Source organism: Nostoc sp. NOS(2021), from assembly GCF_017115025.1.
Lineage (GTDB): Bacteria > Cyanobacteriota > Cyanobacteriia > Cyanobacteriales > Nostocaceae > Nostoc.
Map to the genome: position 1 here is coordinate 1 of NZ_JABXKM010000285.1, position 20,218 is coordinate 20,218.

Here is a 20,218-nt window from a genome sequence, read left to right on the forward strand (position 1 = left end):
AGCGCGGTCTTGGGGGTTTCCCCCATGAGCGACTGGCGTGTGGGGTGCAATGACTGTGGGAATCACAACTAATTATGCGGACATGATATGACTATGACCAAATTCGCTTTGCTGTCTTAGGAGATAACCCGAAAACAATTGCAGTCGCGATCGCAGCCATGAGTGCGGACTTTTTAGTATTTATTTATACTTAAAGAATACCTGGAACTGGTTAGCCAAATCTAAAATTTCTTTATCTGAACAAACCGTGCTGTGGTAAACCAGCCTGATGAAAGATACATTCTGGTTTTGGGAACACTAGATTTAGGCACCAGACTTAACAGGAAGGGGTTGATGTCTAAAGGCGAATGGAATAACAGCTCGAAAAATACAGTTCCCTTGCAATTACCCATAACATACTTAAAACCAGTGAAGCGTAATACAATTACCCATGAATTTGACTCTGGTTGGCAAGCAGAAATATTACCTCCACAGGAAAGTGATGACCATTTATCGGAAGCGTCCAAGCTACTACGGCAAGGAATTCAACAGCAGCAAGCTGGTGAATTAATAGTGGCGATGAAGTCTTTACAACAATCCTTGGGGCTGTTTGAGGCAGTTGGGGATTTGCAAAAACAGGCACAGGTACTTTCTTTTTTAGGGTTGGTAACTTACAGCGCTGGAGACTACAAAGGTGCTATCTCTTACTCCCAACAGTGTCTGTCTTTGAGCGAAGACACCTCAGATTTGGCAGTGCAGATGCAAGCACTTTCCCATTTAGGCAATGCATACCGTCACCTGAATGACCCTAAAAAGGCAATTGAGTTTCTAGAAAAATGTTTGAAAATAACGCAGCAACTGCAAGACAAACGCAGTCAAGTGGCAGCACTGAATAATTTGGGATTGGTGTATAAAGCTTCAGGCAACTTTACACAGGCAATTGAGTATCAGCAGCAAAGCCTAGAAATTGTGAGGGAACTCAAAGATAATTGGGGCGAGGAACAGGTACTCAAGAATTTGGGTAATGCTTGGTATGCTTTGGACAATTACCCAAAAGCGATCGCTTATTATGAGCAGTGTGTAGTAATAGCACGCTCCTTAAAAAATGTTCGCAGTGCTTCTCAGGTGCTAAAGAATCTGGGAAATGCTTGTTATGCCTTAGGTGATTATGCTAAGGCGATTAAGTATTATGAAGATCGCTTGCAATTAGCCAAAGAAATTCAAGACAAGCGTGGTGAGGAACAGTCTTTAGGTAGTTTAGGAGTTGCTTGTGAAGCTTTGGGTGACTATAACAAAGCAATTACATATTATGAAGAACGTTTGCTGTTAGCTAGGAATCTTAAAGACCGCCGTAGTGAAGAACAAGCTCTTGCCAGTCTGAAAGTCGCTTGCTACGCCTTGGGTGATTATGCCAAAGCTATGCAATACCAGCAGGGAACATTTCCAAATAGTTAAAAAGTAAGAGAGGGAAACAATTCCAGAACTAGCCCTTTCAAGGTGATTCGTAAAATCTCTTTTGGTTCGGTGCATTATTGTTCAGCAACTTCAATTTTCCTGCTAGGGAATTGCGGTGGCAGCAATAGCTCATAGCAACTGGCCAGAAAGTGGCGTATAATTTAGAACCCAATCACCGAAATAGCTTTTCGCTTCTAGTCATCCAGTAAATTTTATTACAAATTTAGCAGGGAACAGGGAACTCTTAACAGGCTTGAAAGTCTCTTGGTGTCAGTGTTTTCTGATTAGCTGATGTCAACCGCTACCTGGCAACTGCTATAAGTTCTGATTTATCTAGAAGCGGTGAAACACTATTTTAGAGTAAAATAAGGTGTTCAAACTATAGACAATGACGAGCAGTTAAAAAGAGTATAAACATGGAAACTACAACTAAAAGGCAAGCGTTAATTAAGGCTATTAATGAACAATTAGAACTGGCTTATGATGATACCTTACAAGATATTTTATCCCTATTAAAAATTAGTAAACAGGAAGACGACTCTGACGAAATAGACTTTGAAGAGGGATTAAAAGATATCGCCGTAAATGGCACTTTAACTTGGTCAGAACATCAGCAAAAAATTGCATGAGCTATCAAGTAGAAATTTCCAAAAATGCATCTAAACAACTCAAAAAGTTACCCGTAGATATTCAATAAAGGCTAGAGAGCAAAATTCAACAATTGGCTCTTGATCCTCGGCCTGATGCTGTTGGCAAATTAAAAAATGGTGAAAACCGTTATCGCATCAGAGTAGGCGATTATCGGATTTTGTATCATATTTGCGATGATGTCTTAGTAATAACCGTTGTCAGAGTAGGACATCGTAGAGAAGTTTATCGGGACGATTAACAATTCAAAATTCCAAATTACTCGCACAGATCAATTCCCCCTATTGTCTTTTGTTGCTGGAGATATACGAGAACTTCTAATGTATCTACTTGGGGAAATTGGGCGTAAAAATTACTCACACTCCAGAAGGGTTCCGGTGTTTCCAAGACAATTGTGCGATCGCCCCACTGTTCTAACCAAGGTAGCAATTTTGGTGGCGCGACTGGAGTACATAGCCAAACTGCTGCTGGAGAAAGCGCTTTGATGGCAGTTGCCGCTACCGCTATTGTCATACCTGTAGCAATGCCATCATCAACTAAGATCAGCGTAGCATCCTCTGCATTGAACTGCGGACAAGCCGGAATTAATTCAGCTTCAAGAGACTTAGCAAGGTTTATCGCTTTATTTAAAGCCATTTCCCGCCACCGCGCATCATGTTTAGGGCGAAATAGGTTTTGATCAGTCCAAAGAACATTTCCAGAAGTAGTGACTGCACCAATTGCTAACTCTGGGTTTTCTGGATGGGTAATCTTTTTCGCTACGACAATTGTCAACGGACAATCCAAAAGACGTGCTATTGGTGCTGCTACTGGTATACCCCCTCTTGGCAAAGCATAAACAATTGGTACAGGCTTTACCCCAGAATCAATAGTTTGCTGAGTCAAAACATCATGAATCACTCGCGCCAATAACTCACCCGCATGGGTGCGATCGGCGAAAAGTGGGGTATGTGACATAGTTTCCCCCAGCATCTTAGGACGGCACTGCTTTTATGATGACTGAATTTTGTCTCAAATTAACTGATACAATAAGATTTCTATAAATAATAAGTATTCAGCAAAAGTCTATTTATTCTGATAAATCTCCAACCAGAGCAGTATTTAACTCAGATATGACAGCTGGTGCTAATGCCAAAATCCTGATTTTCATGAGCAGCGAAACCCAACTCAGCCTCTTCGACGACTCAAGCTTTAACCAACGAGAACTGATTCCTACAGACGCGAAAATTGCGATCGCTCCGGGAACTTATGACAGCATAACGGAATTGACACAGGATTGCGATCGCTGCCACCGTTGCCCATTGGGAAACACTCGGACTCATGCTGTTGTCGGACGCGGTAATCTCAAAGCCCCAATTATGGTTATAGGGGAAGCGCCTGGTCAAAATGAAGATGAAACGGGTTTACCATTTGTGGGCAGATCAGGGCAGTTGTTGGAAAAAATTTTGGCATCTGTAAATCTGACTACCGAGCAGGATGTATACATTGCCAATATTAATAAATGTCGCCCACCAGATAATAGAGTTCCCACTCCTGTAGAAGTGGCGGCTTGTCTACCCTACTTATTAGAACAAATTCGCCTAGTTGACCCCAAAATAATTTTGTTAACAGGTGCAACTGCTGTCAAAGGCATCACTGGCGATAAGCGGGGGATTACGAAAATTCGCGGACAGTGGTTGGAGTGGGAAGGGCGTTTATGTATGCCAATTTTTCATCCTTCCTATTTGCTGCGTAACCCTTCTAAGGAACAAGGTGCGCCGAAATGGTTGATGTGGCAAGATATCCGGGCAGTGCGTGCCAAGTTAGACGAAATCCAAAATAACAGCTAATTTGGTGAAATTATCCAAAATAAATGCAAACTATAGCGCCTTTAATCTCTTCTTTTAGGTGCAGCCTATATCTGAATTATGCCAGAATTTTGACTGCTAGGGAGTCTAAAAGTTCGATAGCTTTGCGTCATCATTTGACAATTATTTCACAGGATAGTGATTTTGAGCGCATGAGACAAGTGAGAGAGTTGTCTAGCGAATCTTGACTGTAAGTTGAATGTGATGGTTGAGGTGCGATCGCTTTTGGTGAGGAAGTGCGATCGCATAGCAGTACAGATATTCTATAAATTTTTAACTTTGGCTTTGAATGTAGTTGAATCAATAATATTATCCTGTCCTAGTTAGCGGTAGTGACTTTACAGATAGTAAACAAATAATCTACTAAACGAGGATAATAATTTTGATAAAGTTTAGCTAATTGTGTACTACAAATGAACTTATCTGGAAACGATTATTTAGACCTTTTAAATGATTACGCTGAAGACTTGAAACAGATTCTTGGTATTATAGACAAAGAAATAAGAGTAATAGCCAATCCACAGAGATACCAAGACCTTCGCGGTCGCGTCAAAACACTTGAAAGTAAAATATATCAAGAAATAACAAAAGTTAAAAATACTCCAGAACCAGAGGGTGATATTAACATGTTCAACAAAAGTTAGTATGGTCGAATACCATCAGCACTTAACGTTTTATTTACTAGCAAACTATAAATAATAATATTGCTAAGAAACTAATATATTTTATTCATTAGGGTTTTCATCGGACAAAAGTTTAATTAATCTATTAACGTAATCTCCTACAACACCTGTATCATCGTTTTCACCAGAAACCTTTTTTAGTTCCTCTTTAATAATATTGAGAGCAAATTTATAAGGTTCATTTCCGATACTTGGTTTTATTGAGGCACATTCTTCTTGATTATACTTACGATTTCTCAGATGCTGAAGGCTGATTATCAACCATCCTAAACACCTCCTTATATCTTGGCTAAATGAATCTCGGTAAATGGCAGCAATATTGCATTGTCTTATTGTCTCAGATGTAGTTTTATCTGCTAAATGCAACCCGCGATTAGTATCTCTAAAATGATTTACAACTTTTCTAGAGTTATCATATCTTTCTAAAAACTTCTTTTCCCTCTCGGCGATACGTAATTGAATTGTTTCCTTTAATTTATCATATCCTTCCTTTTCTAAATCTAATTCTGACAATATATTTCCTATTTCTGTTGTTATGTATATTGGAAATTCTGTTTTAAAAGCAGATATAGCTTCTTTCACTTTATCTGGCATTTCTTTGTTTTTTAATTCTTCTGAATCTGATTTAATAGAAGCTTCAACAACTGCTGAGACAACACTCCATGATATAAAACTTAATGCTATACCTGAGAAAATCCCATAAATTATCTTATTTCTGTCTATTGTGTATTGTTGCTCTATTTTACCTTTACCTACCTCTGTTTTTGGTTCAAAAAAATAATCAAGGGCAGAATTGAGACCAAAACCAACAAAAAAAGCCACAACAACGAAGGCATAAGCAATAAATGTAGCTATTTTTGGTTTAAGCATTGTTAAAATCATCAAATTACCTCCAAATCAATAGCTGGATACTATAGGCTAGTACCAATAATCAATAACTGAAATAAAAATACTTACAATAAATGAATTTTACGTTTTTATTACTAGTCTAAGATTGAGTTGCTTTTACAAGCTTCTTCAGCAGTTCTTGTTCCTCGGTCATAGCTTGATGGATACGCTCAATCATGTAGCAGGCTGTGTTCTTATTAACCCCAATCTCTTTGGCAAGCTGACGCACGCTGATACCCCCTGGTGAATTCAGCACAAGGTGAATTGCTACAAACCACTTTTGTAATTCTACATGAGTCTTGTGAAAAAGTGTAGCTACTGTAACACTGAATGAGGTAAAGCATTCGTTACAGTGATACCTGCGTTCATTCTTGTACGCAGTAGCGTTGGTTGATTCACAGTATGGACACTTTGGCTTTCCACCCCAGCGAATTTGCTCAAGTATGGCAAGGCATTCTTCGTGATTTAGTGACATAGTTATTCTCAGAGTTCTGAGAATAACCATGTCAAAAATTACTCTTTAATTTTCTAGCAATATGTATCAAGCGTTAAGAAAACACCAAAGTAATCTTGTGATCGCATGAATTGAGGGTAACAAATACAGATCAGTTGAGAACCGACATCTTGGGTTACTTATCAGTCTTACCAGCCTTTTTCAGTTGTTCCCATCTCTCTCGCAATCGCTTCAAATTAGGCGTATGACCACCATAACGCCAACTAACATAGGCTTGGCTAATCTCATCTATTACCTCAGCAGTTGCTGGGGCATGATGCTCGTATGAGACTCTGGCATACTCTAAAGGTGTTTGGGCTGGATGTTTGCCTAAACCTTTTTGGGTTGTCCATTGCAGCATTTGTTGATAAAGGCTTTCCATTGCTGGCAATTTCTTTAACCATCGACGGTTGCGCCACTCTCGCCACTGTCCCCAACCCAGCCAACCAAAGAAAGCTGCCGTAGTTGACAAGATTAAGCCAGTCAATACGCCAAACCAACCTTGAGAGAATAAAGCTAAAAACCAAGCGATCGCTCTAATTATCCAACTCAATATTGTCCCAAATACATTATTCAACAAACCTGTCACTGGAGAGGGCAACCATCCAGCAACCCAGTGCCATAACTGGCGCAACACACTAAAACTCTGAGTGTCTTCAATAGATGGGGGAATCAGAGGATGATTGGGAATAGGGTCAAAGGCAAACCAACCATATTTAGGAAAATACACTTCCGTCATCGCATAAGCGTCAGTATTACGGACAACATACAGCCCTGTAAATGGATTAAATTCTCCTGAACTAAACCCCGCCACTAACCGCGATGGGATGCCAATTGAACGCAGCATCACCGTCAGAACTGTAGAGAAGTGGTCTGGATAGCCTCCCTTTTGCTTGAACAAAAAAGTTTCTACCAAGTCTTCTTTTTCACTCAAATAAGGCAATTCTAAAGGATTTTGGGGAACAGAATAGTGTTGTTTTAGGTATTGAGCTAAATAGAGAGCCTTTTCATAGGGTGAATCCAGGCTTTTAGAAAACTTTGTGACTCCTTCTTGATTGTAGTTAGCGAGAATTTCTTCGGTGCGTTGCCGGACTTTTTCGGCAATTTCGGGAGGAATTTGCAGATAATACTTTTTAATATGTTTTGGATAATTAGTAGAAGCTTCACCTAATAAAGTGCGATCGCGGTATGGTACTGCGGAAATTACTGTGTAGGTGAGTCCTTCTGATAATTCTATAGGCGATCGCAATCCGTCTTCTTTATCAACAGCGATCACTGGTGTCGGAAAGTAAACTTCCTTCGGATAAGCCATCGCTGGAATTAGGTTAGGCAAATCCGACACCACTGTATAAGTTTGCACTACCTCTTGGGTTTTACCAACGAGCACAGATGGGTAAAGAAAAATTTGGTAAGACCAAGGCGATCGCCTGATAGTCGTAACATCTTCATTCCGGGAAACCTCCCATCCCTTACCTGTATAACGGTCAAATCCTAGTACTCGCCAAAAACCCTCAGCTTGCGATCGCACCCGCATTACAACCTTAGGTTTCATCTCGCCGCGCAGGTTTTGGTTAATTTGGCTATTAAAACCGTAATAAAAGTCATTATCTACTTTACCTGGTTGACCAGTTTGATTTTGTCCCGTACCACCGCTACCACTGCCTTGATTATTACCTTTACCTTGGTGGACATAACCGGGATTGATAATACTACGTCCTGTAAAACTACCTTTTACTTGAATAGCAGAACTTACAGGGAAAGTTCGTAATTGATAGCCAGGAAATCTGGGTAAAATAGCAAAAATTGCCAGCCCCAGACCGACAATTAGCAAAAAATTCAGAATTAAAAATTTAAAATTCAGAGTTGAGGAATTCTTCTGATGGGATTTTTCCTTTTGAGTTTTTAATAGCTGCAAACCTAAGCGTGAGCGGTAATCTAATACTAAAGTTGGGAGAGCGATCGCTAAAAATAACAGCAGCACAGGTGCAAATGCTAAAGTCTGACTTAGTGTTGCCGCCACACCCAATAAAATCAGTCCGATAACAATCGAATAACCCAAATCTTTGCGACGGGGCGTATCAAAGCTGTGTAACACCTGTAGTTGAATTAATAACTCTGCCAAACCCAACCGCGTATCATTCAACTCCCCCACTAATCGCCCAAAGAAAGCACCCAGTGCTACTAACATCCCGATGGCGATGCAAAACTTAACTGCAATATTGCGATCGCGGCGACGATAGTAACTCCAAATCGTACCCACTCCACTCAGGGGGAACGCCCAAAAACTGAATGAAGTCTCGGCGGCGATATCCGTCGCCACAATTCCCAAAATAACCAACGCTAGCACCAGCACCCGCAAGGAAATTGAATCTTCCACTTCTGTTGAAGGCGACCTCTGCGGATTTTGCCGCCAGAAATTACCTACAGGAAGAGGCCAAAACCGATTTATCCTGGATAAGTTAAACATTTGAGTCTAGTAGAAGCAATGATGTAGATGCGAAAAACACAATGTGGGGCACGTAATTACCCACCCTACTACTGTGTAAAAAAAATGATATAGCGTTTCCTAATCAATCATAAGTAAGGTACATCAGAGCAAGCGAGGAGCTTGCTCTTAGGGGGTTGGGGGTGGGGTTCTTCTACTTCACTCAAGCGAGAACCGCTATAGATAGGGGGTAGAGATGGAGATACACGGAAAATGGGTGACGCGGTGAATCGAGAAATAATCAAATACTTTCTCAATGTCCCCATGTCCCCATATCCGCGCGTCCCTGTGTCTTTGTAATAACTGCTTCTCGTAGACACCCTAATGACCGCTTGTTGAAAAATAGGATAAGCTTCAAAACCAGGAAAATCCTCTTAATATATATCAGTGTTGATCGACGTAGTGTGCTAGCGGTGGCAATTTCAACTAAATCGTCGGACTAATGACAAACAACAACGACTGTTGGTCTATTTCTGGAAACTCAACTTCCAGGGTATAAGTTGGGTTAAGTTGCTCGCAGCCTAACTCTACACTTAAGTATCCCGAAGTCGAAGATGTTGCCATTGCTAATGTGCCACTTCCCCGCAGCGTCAAAGTTCCTTTAACGGGTAACTCAACCCGAACAAGTAACTTCGTAAGTTTACTTAGAGACTGAGACTCTACTCTAATGTTTAAAGTACCGACACTGGTTAGCCATTGTCTTTCTACCACTGGACTGGTTGCTGAAAGTGGTAGAGTCAGATTTTCCAGCAGTTGTTTAGCTGCTAGCAACGACAAAGCCATCTGTTGACGCGGTTGTAAATCTGAGTAATCGCTCTGAATACTGGGCATTGTCTCCAGAGTATTTACAGACCGATAGGTGCTTCTTAGCACCAATCCAGCTATATCGTTTAGTGCTTGAGACTCGTTGGGAAAAAAGTTCTCCACGACCTGAACTAATTTTGCCCCCAGAGGCACTGAAGATGTAACCAACGCCTGACACTGTTCTAGCAATTGCCGGAAAACTCTCTCCGGTAAGGGACGCGGCAGGTTCAGCTTCGACTGTTGTACCATCCACCCCCAGCTTGGAACGAGTGTCATTGACGGCTCGTCAATAAAATCGGGATAGTCGATTAATTGTGTTTCCCAAGGAAACAACGGTGGATGGTCTTGGACTTGGATTTGTAACCGACGCTTAAGGACAGCTTGAAAACGATCTTGCACAGTAGGAATTTCTCCCAGTTGAAAGGCCTGGGGCGTTCCTCCCAATTTTGGCTGACTGCTTTTTGAAGCAGTGGCTTCCTTGAGGAGGTTTTCTACCCCGTCATTTTCCTCACATTCTACCGATCGCTCGTTATTTTTGACATTATCTGTCAATAACCAATCGAGACACTGGTGTTGTAAGGATTCTGAGTCACTATTCATGAGTAGATGCACCTGATCCGGACACTAATGAGTTACGAATTTCCCAAGCTTGCTCAAGAATCTTAAACCATCGTTTTTGAAGTTGTGCCATTGACAGCCCTAAAGTTTTTGCTATTTTTTCATCGGCTTGTCCTTGTTGCTTCAACTCTAGTAAAGACCGTTGCTTATTGTCCAGCTGCGCTGTGTATGCTTGCCATTGCTGGGGAGTTAAGCCCAAATTGGTGTGCAAAGAAGCTTCCAGCCACTCATGAACTAATTCCCAACGGTGCAACAAGGCAAACCGAATCAAATGATACTTAAAGCGCTGCTGCAAATAATCTCTCTGACGAGGGGTTAAACCTAAAACCGACTCAATTTCCTGTGCAGATAGATCCTGGAGGCGGAGGGAAAAATAATCAGCGCAGTCAGATTGTTGCCGTTGTTCGAGATAATTCATTAATTCTGTAACGACAACGGAGCGCAAGGTGTCTTCTTCGGGTTCGGGTTCGGCTTGCGTTGCCATTGTGGAGCGCAATTGGTGCACTGCTGGCTCTTCCCAAGAACCGTCAGCTTCACTATTGCTGCCTTCTGCGGCTTGTTCTATATCTACGCTGGTTTCTGGGGGCTGCTGTTGGGAAAAAGTTTGCGCCCGCAGGATAATTAGCTGCTGCTGACGGCCTGGTAAGGGAATGCGTCGCTTGCCATAGCGCTCAGTAAATGCCATATACTCGGACAATTCCAAGAGCGTCTGAGGGCGATAAGTGGCACCGAGTTGATTTTCTCGCCGGAAAGCGTTCAATGCCTCCAGATAAAAACTTTGGAGGAAATCTTCAATTATCGTCAGCCGCCCTTGATAGCTCAATTGCTTCTGAGGGGGATTAATGTATCGATAAATAATTGCACTCAGAGTACTGTGTAATTCTACCCTGCCCCGATTTGAACCCAACTGATAATACCTGAGACACTGTTGCAGCCGATGCCGAGCCAGGGTCATTGCCGAGCTTTCTACAGACCCAGAAGCTTGGATACGTTTGCTTTCATGACAAATCCGGTAGACTTCGGTGGTAATACGTGTTGCGACATCGTGGCAATTCTGTTCCGAAGCTTTGGTTGACTGCTGAAACTCCCTGGACAGGAGTTGAAAGATCACCTCCACGCCTTTAGAATTTTCTCCCAGAATAGTTGCAGATGGAATAGTTGCGGTTGCGGCTGAATTCATAGTCTCGGTTTTGAAAAGACCCTAAGTATTTAAATACAACCTGTACGACTGTGGGTATTGGCTTTTTTGGTTTTACGTATAAGCTAAACGCAGACCAATCCTATATTTAGGATGTGGCTGATTTTATTATTCCCAACTTTGATGGGATTGTTCACACTTTGATAGATGTTATTGCCATTACCCAGGAGCCGTATACAAGTCATTATGGATTTAGAAGCACAAATTCAATTGCTGATTGACAATGCACCCCGCGATGGTATGACACCACATCTTGTTGCAGCAATTGCTCCTGCCCTTAGAGCGATCGCTCAAAAGTTACGCTACTCCCAATACTATATTCTCCAAAATTCGGAGCAAAGCTGGGTTTTAACTACATTGAGCAATCGTGCTAATCCAGGATTGGAAAAGCGTGTTATTTACGCTTTTCCTACCATACAGGATGTCTCTCTAATTTCCCCTGCTGGGCTTGACCCTCAAATGCTAGCTAAAATTGTTCCTGTCACCCATATTTTGTTCCAAATCGTGGCATTGGAACCCGTAGATAGTATCGTTTTTTTGGAAACGCCGGGTAAGACCACTCATACCGTTGAAGTTCGGCGAACTGAACTAGAAAAACTCATGCAACAACAGTTGCGACAACAGCGATCGCCTAAACAGATACCCCCTGATATTGCATAGAAAAAATTTGGATGTGGGATTTTTTAGATACAATCCCACATCCAAATTTTTAAATCTCAAATTCCTTTAAAAAAGTTTTCTAAATCAGGGAGAAAATAAATTTTTTCTTTCCCTTACACCACGCCAGTAGCTAAACTCTCGGTGAAACCTAAAATTGCTTAAAAAACAGTTATCAGTGAACATTTTTCCGGTTTCAAGTTTTAGTTTCCCAGTGAGGTAGAGTCGGAAGCCGTAACACACCCAACACCTAAATCCCCACTTTCTAACTGATAACTGATTTAATAGAGGCGACTGAGTGTGTACTCAGCGATGTTAATCAATGCCTGGTGGGATTCTGAGGGTGGGAGAACTGCAAGATGTTCAATTGCTAACTTAGCATGGTGAGCAGCTAACTCTTGCGCCTGCTGTATACCTTGACTATCTTGAATTAGTTCCAGTGCTTGCTCTAAATCCCCTTCTTGGGCAAACTCTCGATCAATCAGCACTTCCAAGGATGGTTTTTGGGCTAAAGCAAATAAAACGGGTGCAGTCAGATTCCCACTTTTGAGATCCGACCCCACTGGTTTACCCAAGGCATCTGTTGTACTGGTGAAATCTAGAATGTCATCAACAATTTGAAATGCTATACCAAAATGACGACCGTAGCTATACATATGCTCAACAGTTTCTCGTGAGACTTCACTGAGTAACCCAGCAGCTTTAGAACTGTTGGCAACTAACGAAGCTGTTTTGTAATAACTCTTCTGGAGGTAAGTTTCAATAGAGATACCAACATCAAAACGATTCAGTCCCTGCTGGATCTCCCCAGTAGCTAGATCCATAATGACTTCTGAGAGCAGTTTCACCACCTCCAAATTGTCCAAGTTTGCTAAATACCAGGACGATTGGGCAAAGAGAAAATCTCCTGCTAAGATGGCAATGCGGTTCCCGAACAAACTATGAACGGTGGGAACGCCTCGCCGCACGTCTGATTCATCTACCACATCGTCATGTACCAAGCTTGCTGTGTGAATCATTTCCGTAATCTCAGCTAGGCGGCGGTGACGCGGCGTAATGTCTTGTTCTAACATTGTTGCCCGCGATATTAGCAGGACAATTGCTGGTCTGATACGCTTTCCCCCAGCTCCGAATAAATGTTCGGCTGCTGCAAACAAAATGGGGTGGCGATTTCCAACTAGCTGTTTTAGGTTATCTGCTAGTAGTCGCAGGTCTGCTTCCACAGGGGTAAACAGGGAGGTGGCTGGGGTCATGGATGGGCGGACTCTGGCTTAGGTTACGAAAGTTTACATATCCTATACTCATTTTAAGATAACCCTGTGCCCGCGCAAAGTTTTCATAAAGTAATCCCATATTAATGAGTCTATGGGTGATAATTAAGCTTGATAGTGATTATGTCAATAAGCAATTATGCTTGATTTTTGGAGACTCAGGTTTTAAACTAATTTAAAACATGAATTCTCAGTATACTGGAATAAATATAAGCTTAAATTATGTTAAGTAGTTTCCCAATCCACGTTTTCCGCCACAGAGCAAAACCTAATCTAAGCAATATTACTTATTCACAAAATGGATACAATTTAAATTTGTCGGCAATGGGTTAAGACTAAATTTATCCAGGACTCAAGTGCAGCTATTCAAAAAATTTGAAATTTAGCAGCCGAGTAAGCTCAAAATTCCGGGTGGTTGTGTTAGGCTAAAATATAGGAATTTTAAATTTTTCAGACATTCACACCCCAAAGTAAGTCACCTACTAGTTGATTTTACTGAGTTGGTGATGTGAGTCTAAAATAACTAGTCGTAGCTTAGATGAAGGGAATAATTCCTTTGATTTTTCCTACGATAACAGCAACTCCTGGTTTGGAGCTATGCGATATCCCTATGGGAAGCCGCTACACGTCTTCGGCGCACGTTGAGCGCAAGCATTGCTCTTTTCGCAGTAGTTTGAACAAAAATAAAGCAGATCAAGTAGACCGGTGAGAATCGTAGTTTTAGATTGCCAAACGGTAATCTAACTGCTGTGGGATTTATGGTCTGCAAGAAGTCGCATTAGATAATGAAATTCTTTGTCCGTAGAGAATTTTATCTTTATAGGTAATTTTACTATAGGAAACTACAGCCATCAAGAATGCACTTGCTTGGCTGAGGTTCTACTAATTTTATGGAATTTTATATTCGTTTGAAAAGGTACTAGTAGAACAATGATTTACGGAAGTATGTCTATGATGATTTTTATTTTAGCGTCTGGATATTTGTTCACAGTTTACCTGTTATTAGCACTGGCGAAGCGAACGGGTACAAAGACTGTTACTACAAGTTTGGCTTCATCTGCCAAAGGGAAACACATACAAGAGATATCAGTAAGGACAAAGGTGACTGAAGCAGTTAATAGTCAATAGTCATTTGTCATTTGTCATTTGTCATTGGTCATTTGTTATTTGTCATTTGTCCTTGGTCATTTGTTTTGATTAAAGGACTAAGGACAAATTAGTTTTATTGGAGTTGGGAAATAGCAGTATCAGTGAAGGAAACCTCTTCAACCATTGGGGTATAGCCTAGCCACTGCAATCCTGACTGGGAAAACTGTTGCGGACAACCGCTCACAGCGAAGCGAGTTGGCAATGCTGGGTGGGTATTTCTTAAGTCTAGTAAGTCTAGCTCTTGGGCACAAGCAGCCACAACATGAACAGCTGGATCAATCAACTGGACTTGAGAGGGCAGGAGCGATCGCAGTACTGGTGTGAGGTGGGGATAATGGGTACAGCCGTGGACTAAGGTATCAATTTCCTGCTCTAATAAAGGCTCTAGGTAGGCTCGTGCTACTTCAGCAGTGTAAGGGTCGTGAATGCGGTTTTGCTCGATGAGTGGTACAAACTCTGGACATCCAACTTGCCAAACTTGAACATTAGGATCAATTTCAAGTATAGCGTGTTTATAAGCATTACTCTTAGCCGTAGCTGGAGTGGCAATTACACCAATGCGCTTTCCTTGCTGTACTGCTGCCCTTGCCCCTGGTAAGATAATGTCAAGGATTGGTAGAGAAAACTCCTTACTTACTGTCTCCAGCGCTAGTGCCGAACTGGTGTTGCAAGCCATAACAACCATTTTCACACCCTGCTTTTCCATCCAGGTGAGGATTTCACGCATAAATTGGATAATTTCTGCTTGTGAGCGGATGCCATATGGAACTCGAGCTGTATCCCCAAAGTAAATAATAGATTCATTGGGGAGTTGCCGATAGAGTTGTCGCAGTACTGTCAGTCCACCCACACCACTATCAAAGATACCAATTGGGGCACGTTGGGGTTCTAGATCGGAAAAATCGTCAAGATTTCCTTCAAAGATGGAAGATGAATACACAGGCAGATGTTGATTTAGGTTTTTGGATATAAAATACAGAATCTAGCAGAGAATTCGCTAATTTACCACTAAATTCTGCACGGAAAAGAGGTCTAAAGACCACCTATTGAATGAGTAATTTGTACTATATTAGCGGTGTAAGTATTTGAGGATGCCACGAGCGATCGCTTCTGCCATCCGATTTTGATACTCTCGTGTTCCCAATCTAGGATTATCCTCGTAACCAGTCATATAGCCTGTTTCCACTAAAATAGAAGGTATGGAGTTTTTCCTGAGAACGTAGAATCTGGCTTTGCGGGTTCCTCGGTTTTTGATAGTACCGATGTCCTGGAGGATGGTATTGCGAACTACTTCAGCCAGAGCATAACCACTGTCGTAATAATATACTTCTAACCCATTGACATCAGGGCGATTATCAACCGAATTAGCGTGAATGCTGACAAACAAAGTCGCATTAACTCTTTTAGCAATGTCTACCCGTCCCTGAAGTTCTACGAAAAAGTCAGCATCCCGTGTAAGTACCGCTTGTACACCATTTTGCTCTAAAATTGCTCCTACCCTTTTACCAATAGGCAGGATTACATCCTTTTCTAAAAGTCCGCCCAGACCAGGAGCACCTGAGTCTTTTCCACCATGTCCTGGGTCAATAACTACTACCAATTTCCCTCTGGGAACCGAGGAGTGTGTCCGTGTCTGGGAGATTGGACGGGGATTATCTGTGGGGTTTGGGAATTGTCCTGAGTTTAGCGATGGCAGGGGAGGTAAAGCAATGGGCGGTGTGATGCTACTAGAGCGTTGTAACTCTAAAGCTAAAAGCTGGTCGCCAACCTGGTTGAGTTCCCCAATTTGCACACCTGCCGCTGGTTGAACCAAGACGACGACAGTATTGGATTCTTGTGGTTGCAGGCGTACCCGCAGGATAGGGCTATTAGCATTAAAAGCAGGGCCTATGACTCTAGGAGCTAATTTAGCATTGTTAATAGTGATGCGGAACAGACCAGAAGTTCTATCCCAGCCGCCTGTAGCAGATAAAGTTTGGTCGGCTCTAATCAGCAGTTGTGTGCCATTATTAGCCAGTTCCACAGACTGAATACTCGCAGGTGAGGAGTTAGCAGGTTGTATGGAGCGTGGATTATTACCTCCAGGCAACTGGGCAACGCCACGATTGGGTAGAATCACAAAACCACCAACACTGCTAGTGGTTGCTCGCCAATTTGGACTATTTTCATCCACCTGTAAAGTCAGGCGAACAACAGATGGGCTTGTTTGCAGTTGAGTGAACTGGATACGGCTGACACCATAGCGATTAATCGACAAATCCCGCTGCTCTAGATTTGGTGATAAAGTTGCGCCAGCAATGTCGATGTTGATTGCCTTCTGATCGTTGCTACGATTTACCTGAATCTGAGGATTACCACCACTTGTACTGATAAAAAAACCATCGCCTGTGACTTGTAACTTCTCAATTTGAGTAACTCTGGCGAAAACCATTCTGTTGTTAGGTGGATTAACAGAGCCGGTTCTCACTACATTGTAAATATTCCTTGGAGAGAATGTTGGTGTAGATGTTCTCGGTGAAGTTTCTCTGGACATAACTTCTCCTTGCTGCCCCTCAGTATTTTTTGAGGGGACATTTTCGGCTACTGGCGTAGGTAATTGCACTGTCCAGCGATCGCCATTTGTGGCCAGAAATTGCACTCGTTTGGGGTCTAAACTATAACCAGGAGTCAATTCAACGACTATGCGCGTTGTTTGTTCGTCAAACTGCCCAACCCGGATGGAACGAATTGCACCACCCACCTGTTGGGTTAGCTGCGGACGCCCGAATGTGGTTCCTGGCAAATCAATTACCAAACGAGTGGGGTTAAAAATTAATTGTGCTTGGGGTTGAACATCCCCTAAAGTATTAATTTCCAGCCTGTTTTGATTGGCATCAAAACGCCAAGATTCGAGTTTCGCGGCCATTGCCGGCGACGATAGCATGAAGATAGTTCCAATAGTACTGGATAGTAACCAGTGTAATTTCACAGTCCTTTCTCCTGATTCACATTCATGGCAGCCGTCAACATCTGAACATATTGGCAAATCCTCACACCATCACCGCACACACTTGAGTTTTTTGCTGTTATTAAGACACAGCTAATGGCGTAGAATATAGCACGCTCCTCTGATTTTGCCATGCCATTAGCCTATATAAATTTGACTGCCAATTTTAGATTTTAGATTCCCGATTGAAGAAAAGCCGATAGCGCCACGGAGAGCAAGTCTTCTCCGAAGGGGAGACGCTTTAGCGCAACGAGCGTCTTTTAGGTTCATGCGGGACGTTAGTCCCGCTAGGCTAACACTCGTTGTGGGTGACACAAATCCAAAATTTAAAATCCGTCTTGGAAAGTTTGCTCAAGTCGGCAGAGCCGCCCACGCAACTTTCCGCAAAATCTAAAATTCAAAATCTGTTTACTTGCAAGGTATCAGATGACAATAACAAAGAAGCTACTCTTGCCCCGCAGCAAGAATACTTAAATTGTTTTACTACTAAATTGGATAAAAATGGTAAAGATTAGATGTATTTACTCAATAATTTCGACTAAATTACTTATCTTCTCTTTAGATACTGAAGGACACCACGAGCGATCGCTTCTGCCATTTGATTTTGGTAAGCTGAGGTTCTCAGCCTAGCCATATCCTCTCGACCAGTCATATAACCCGTTTCCACGAGAATGGAGGGCATAGAACTTTTTCTGAGGACATAAAATCTGGCTCGCCGCACTCCCCTATCTTTGAGAGTAGCAATACTTTGGAGAATGCTACTGCGGACAATGCGAGCTAGATCAAGACCACTGTCGTAATAATAGACTTCCAAGCCATTAACATCGGGACGACTCGCACCGGCTGAATTAGCGTGGATGCTCACAAACACATCAGCATTAGCTCGCGTTGCTAATTGCACTCGCCCCGGAAGGGTAACAAAATAGTCAGAATCCCGCGTCAGAATTACTTGTATACCATTTTGCTGTAAAATCTCACCAAGTTTCCTACCAATAGGCAAAATAACATCCTTTTCGCGTGCCCCCCCAAGGCCAAGCGCTCCAGAGTCTTTACCGCCATGTCCGGGGTCAATAATCACTACCACTCGCCCATTAGTAACTCGGCGTTGTGGTTGTCTTAGAGGCTGGGGATGGGGGTTGTTTGGATCTGGGAATGGCCCCCGGTTTGGCGGTGGTAGCCCAGGTAAAGCAAAGGGGGGTCTGACGGAGAGGGCGACAACTCGCCGAGAGCCTTGTATTGGTAGAGACAAAAGCTGGTTGCCGATTTGCTTGGGTTGCCCAATTTGCACTCCGGCTGCTGGTTGAACTAAGACAACGACAGTATTGGGTTTTTGGGGTTGCAGACGTACCCGAAGAATGGGGCTATTGGCAGCAAAGGTAGGGCCTGTGACTCTGGGAGCTAATTTGGCATTGGGAATTGTGACACGGAACAGACCAGAGGATCTATCCCAGGTTCCCGTAGCAGATAAAGGTTGGTCGCCTCTAATTAGCAGTTGTGTGCCATTATCAGCCAGTTGTACAGACTCAATTGTTGCTGGCGAGTTGTTGCCAGATGGTCTACTAGGAAAGGAAACGGGTTCTGACTGATTGTCCGAATTATTACTTCTAGGCAATCTGACAACGCGACTAGGTAGAACTACCAAACCACTACCGTTACTATTCGTTGCTTGCCAGTCTGGGCTATCTTTATCTACCCGCAAAGTCAGGCGGACACCAGGAGGTTGGGTTTGTAGTGGGGTGAATTCAACGCGGCTAACACCATGTTTGTTAACGGGTATATTATTATGCTGCGCCAGATGTGGCGATAAAGATGCGCCAGAGATGTCCACGAAGATGGTAGCGCGATCGCGGCTGCGAATTACCTGAATCGGAGGATTAGCACCACTGGTACGAATGAACAACCCATCGCCTGTTACTTGTAAGTTCTCAAGTTGAGTCGCCCCTCGTGTAGTAGTGGCAATCCTTGAAATACCAGATTGAGGCTCAGAGTCTGGGGCAACTACACTGTAAGCACTTCTAGGAGATGAGGCAACTTTATCGACTTCCGGCTTAGGTAATTGCACCATCCAGCGTTCACGAAGTGTCTCCCCAGGAGATTCGCCAGTTGTACCTACAAATTGCACTCGTTTGGGGTCAAGAGTATAACCAGGAGTCAGTTCGATGACTATACGTGTTGTTTCTGTATCAAACTGCCCAACACGGATCGAGCGAATTCCACCGCCCAACTGTTGGGTTAGCTGCGGACGCCCAAATGTGGTTCCTGGCAAATCAATTACCAGCCGAGTCGGGTTGAAAATTAGTTGTGCTTGGGGTTGAACTGCTCCTACAGTATTAATTTCCAGCCTGTTTTGATTGGCATCAAAGCGCCAAGATTCAAGTCTCGCTGCCATTGCCGGCGAGGATAGCATGAAGATAGTTCCAATAGTACTGGATAATAACCAGTGTAATTTCACAGTCCTTTCTCCTAATTCATGTTCATGGGAGCCGTCAACATCTCAACTCACTGGTAAATCATCACACCGTCACCACCTAAACTTGACCTTTGATGCCTTTTTTGATTTTTAAGCTGGTATTACAGCGCTTTTCAAGTAATTGAACTACACCACTCCCTACTCCCTACTCCCCATCTCAGCTAAATACCTGAAAACTGCTCTAATACACACTTAAATCAGTTATCAGGTTTCATATTGGGTCTAAATCCCCATGTGAAACCTTCCACCTGTAGAGGTGGGGGACTCTGACTCCCAATCAAGCTAGAAAACTGATAACTGATAGCCGTTCACTGATAAGTGTTTGTTCTTTGTTGCCATCGATGCACTGAGTAAATAATTCCCATTACTGTCAGATGATCTAGCAAAATTTATGGGTGTTACTCCCAATTACCTGGAAAATATTCAGATAAAGGCTCACAAGCCGAGGGAGACTGGAAATAAGTAACATTTTGAATGCTGGTAGAAATTAGAAACAAACGATTATTCTACAATTACACGGGACGGAGATTTGGGGAGAGAAGTTTCCACTGCACAATTGGGAGATGGGGGAGCAGAGGGGATGAGGG

18 protein-coding genes and 1 pseudogene are annotated in these 20,218 nt (G+C 42.7%); 7 read left to right on the forward strand and 12 right to left on the reverse strand.

Going from position 1 to position 20,218, the window contains the following annotated elements; all coding sequences use genetic code 11:
* Positions 1-333 precede the first annotated feature (333 nt).
* The 3 genes and pseudogenes from HWQ41_RS28090 (at position 334) to HWQ41_RS28100 (ending at position 2,323) form a co-directional block, all read left to right on the forward strand.
* On the forward strand, positions 334-1,434 hold the full coding sequence (locus HWQ41_RS28090; RefSeq protein ID WP_292770444.1) for a tetratricopeptide repeat protein: 1,101 nt from the start codon (positions 334-336) through the stop codon (positions 1,432-1,434).
* A gap of 416 nt (positions 1,435-1,850) precedes the next feature.
* Complete coding sequence (locus HWQ41_RS28095) at positions 1,851-2,063, forward strand: hypothetical protein (RefSeq protein WP_292770412.1); 213 nt, start codon at positions 1,851-1,853, stop codon at positions 2,061-2,063.
* Positions 2,060-2,323: pseudogene (locus HWQ41_RS28100) on the forward strand (type II toxin-antitoxin system RelE/ParE family toxin). The gene HWQ41_RS28095 and the pseudogene HWQ41_RS28100 overlap by 4 nt, the downstream one beginning before the upstream one ends.
* Positions 2,324-2,340: 17 nt before the next feature.
* Here the strand turns inward: HWQ41_RS28100 and HWQ41_RS28105 are convergent.
* Positions 2,341-3,039 carry a phosphoribosyltransferase gene (locus tag HWQ41_RS28105; RefSeq protein ID WP_292770414.1) on the reverse strand — a complete coding sequence of 233 codons (699 nt, stop codon included), beginning with the start codon at positions 3,037-3,039 and terminating at the stop codon, positions 2,341-2,343.
* 191 nt (positions 3,040-3,230) lie between these two features.
* On the opposite strand from HWQ41_RS28105, the gene HWQ41_RS28110 reads away from it, so the two are divergent.
* The gene (locus HWQ41_RS28110; RefSeq protein WP_292770446.1) at positions 3,231-3,911 is read left to right on the forward strand and encodes a uracil-DNA glycosylase; all 681 of its coding nucleotides are present in this window, start codon (positions 3,231-3,233) and stop codon (positions 3,909-3,911) included.
* Between the two features lie 130 nt (positions 3,912-4,041).
* On the opposite strand, the gene HWQ41_RS28115 is transcribed toward HWQ41_RS28110, so the two are convergent.
* The gene (locus tag HWQ41_RS28115; RefSeq protein ID WP_292770416.1) at positions 4,042-4,233 is read right to left on the reverse strand and encodes a hypothetical protein; all 192 of its coding nucleotides are present in this window, start codon (positions 4,231-4,233) and stop codon (positions 4,042-4,044) included.
* Positions 4,234-4,342: 109 nt separating this feature from the next.
* On the opposite strand from HWQ41_RS28115, the gene HWQ41_RS28120 reads away from it, so the two are divergent.
* On the forward strand, positions 4,343-4,573 hold the full coding sequence (locus HWQ41_RS28120) for a hypothetical protein (protein ID WP_292770418.1): 231 nt from the start codon (positions 4,343-4,345) through the stop codon (positions 4,571-4,573).
* A gap of 81 nt (positions 4,574-4,654) precedes the next feature.
* On the opposite strand, the gene HWQ41_RS28125 is transcribed toward HWQ41_RS28120, so the two are convergent.
* The 5 genes from HWQ41_RS28125 to hetZ form a co-directional block, all read right to left on the reverse strand.
* Entirely contained in the window at positions 4,655-5,494 is an 840-nt protein-coding gene (locus tag HWQ41_RS28125; RefSeq protein WP_292770420.1) for a hypothetical protein, read from the reverse strand.
* A gap of 106 nt (positions 5,495-5,600) precedes the next feature.
* Complete coding sequence (locus tag HWQ41_RS28130; protein WP_292770422.1) at positions 5,601-5,975, reverse strand: IS1595 family transposase; 375 nt, start codon at positions 5,973-5,975, stop codon at positions 5,601-5,603.
* A gap of 154 nt (positions 5,976-6,129) precedes the next feature.
* Positions 6,130-8,460, reverse strand: a complete 2,331-nt coding sequence (locus HWQ41_RS28135; RefSeq protein WP_292770424.1) for a DUF3488 and DUF4129 domain-containing transglutaminase family protein — start codon at positions 8,458-8,460, stop codon at positions 6,130-6,132.
* A gap of 444 nt (positions 8,461-8,904) precedes the next feature.
* Positions 8,905-9,882, reverse strand: a complete 978-nt coding sequence (locus HWQ41_RS28140) for a PatU (protein WP_292770426.1) — start codon at positions 9,880-9,882, stop codon at positions 8,905-8,907.
* Positions 9,875-11,080, reverse strand: coding sequence for a heterocyst differentiation protein HetZ (gene hetZ, locus HWQ41_RS28145; protein ID WP_292770428.1), 1,206 nt, complete (start codon positions 11,078-11,080; stop codon positions 9,875-9,877). The genes HWQ41_RS28140 and hetZ overlap by 8 nt, the downstream gene beginning before the upstream one ends.
* A gap of 204 nt (positions 11,081-11,284) precedes the next feature.
* On the opposite strand from hetZ, the gene HWQ41_RS28150 reads away from it, so the two are divergent.
* Positions 11,285-11,758 (forward strand): hypothetical protein, encoded by a 474-nt coding sequence (locus HWQ41_RS28150; RefSeq protein WP_292770430.1) that lies wholly within the window; start codon positions 11,285-11,287, stop codon positions 11,756-11,758.
* 278 nt (positions 11,759-12,036) lie between these two features.
* On the opposite strand, the gene sds is transcribed toward HWQ41_RS28150, so the two are convergent.
* Positions 12,037-13,008, reverse strand: a complete 972-nt coding sequence (gene sds, locus HWQ41_RS28155; protein ID WP_292770432.1) for a solanesyl diphosphate synthase — start codon at positions 13,006-13,008, stop codon at positions 12,037-12,039.
* Between the two features lie 948 nt (positions 13,009-13,956).
* On the opposite strand from sds, the gene HWQ41_RS28160 reads away from it, so the two are divergent.
* Positions 13,957-14,154, forward strand: coding sequence for a hypothetical protein (locus HWQ41_RS28160; protein ID WP_292770434.1), 198 nt, complete (start codon positions 13,957-13,959; stop codon positions 14,152-14,154).
* A 94-nt stretch (positions 14,155-14,248) separates the two neighbouring features.
* Here HWQ41_RS28160 and murI read toward each other — a convergent pair whose 3' ends face one another.
* The 4 genes from murI to HWQ41_RS28180 form a co-directional block, all read right to left on the reverse strand.
* Positions 14,249-15,115 carry a glutamate racemase gene (murI, locus tag HWQ41_RS28165; RefSeq protein WP_292770436.1) on the reverse strand — a complete coding sequence of 289 codons (867 nt, stop codon included), beginning with the start codon at positions 15,113-15,115 and terminating at the stop codon, positions 14,249-14,251.
* A gap of 129 nt (positions 15,116-15,244) precedes the next feature.
* Positions 15,245-17,143, reverse strand: a complete 1,899-nt coding sequence (locus HWQ41_RS28170) for an N-acetylmuramoyl-L-alanine amidase (protein ID WP_292770438.1) — start codon at positions 17,141-17,143, stop codon at positions 15,245-15,247.
* On the reverse strand, positions 17,140-17,295 hold the full coding sequence (locus HWQ41_RS28175) for a hypothetical protein (protein WP_292770440.1): 156 nt from the start codon (positions 17,293-17,295) through the stop codon (positions 17,140-17,142). The genes HWQ41_RS28170 and HWQ41_RS28175 overlap by 4 nt, the downstream gene beginning before the upstream one ends.
* 413 nt (positions 17,296-17,708) lie before the next feature.
* Positions 17,709-19,613 carry an N-acetylmuramoyl-L-alanine amidase gene (locus HWQ41_RS28180; RefSeq protein ID WP_292770442.1) on the reverse strand — a complete coding sequence of 635 codons (1,905 nt, stop codon included), beginning with the start codon at positions 19,611-19,613 and terminating at the stop codon, positions 17,709-17,711.
* Between the last annotated feature and the right edge of the window lie 605 nt (positions 19,614-20,218).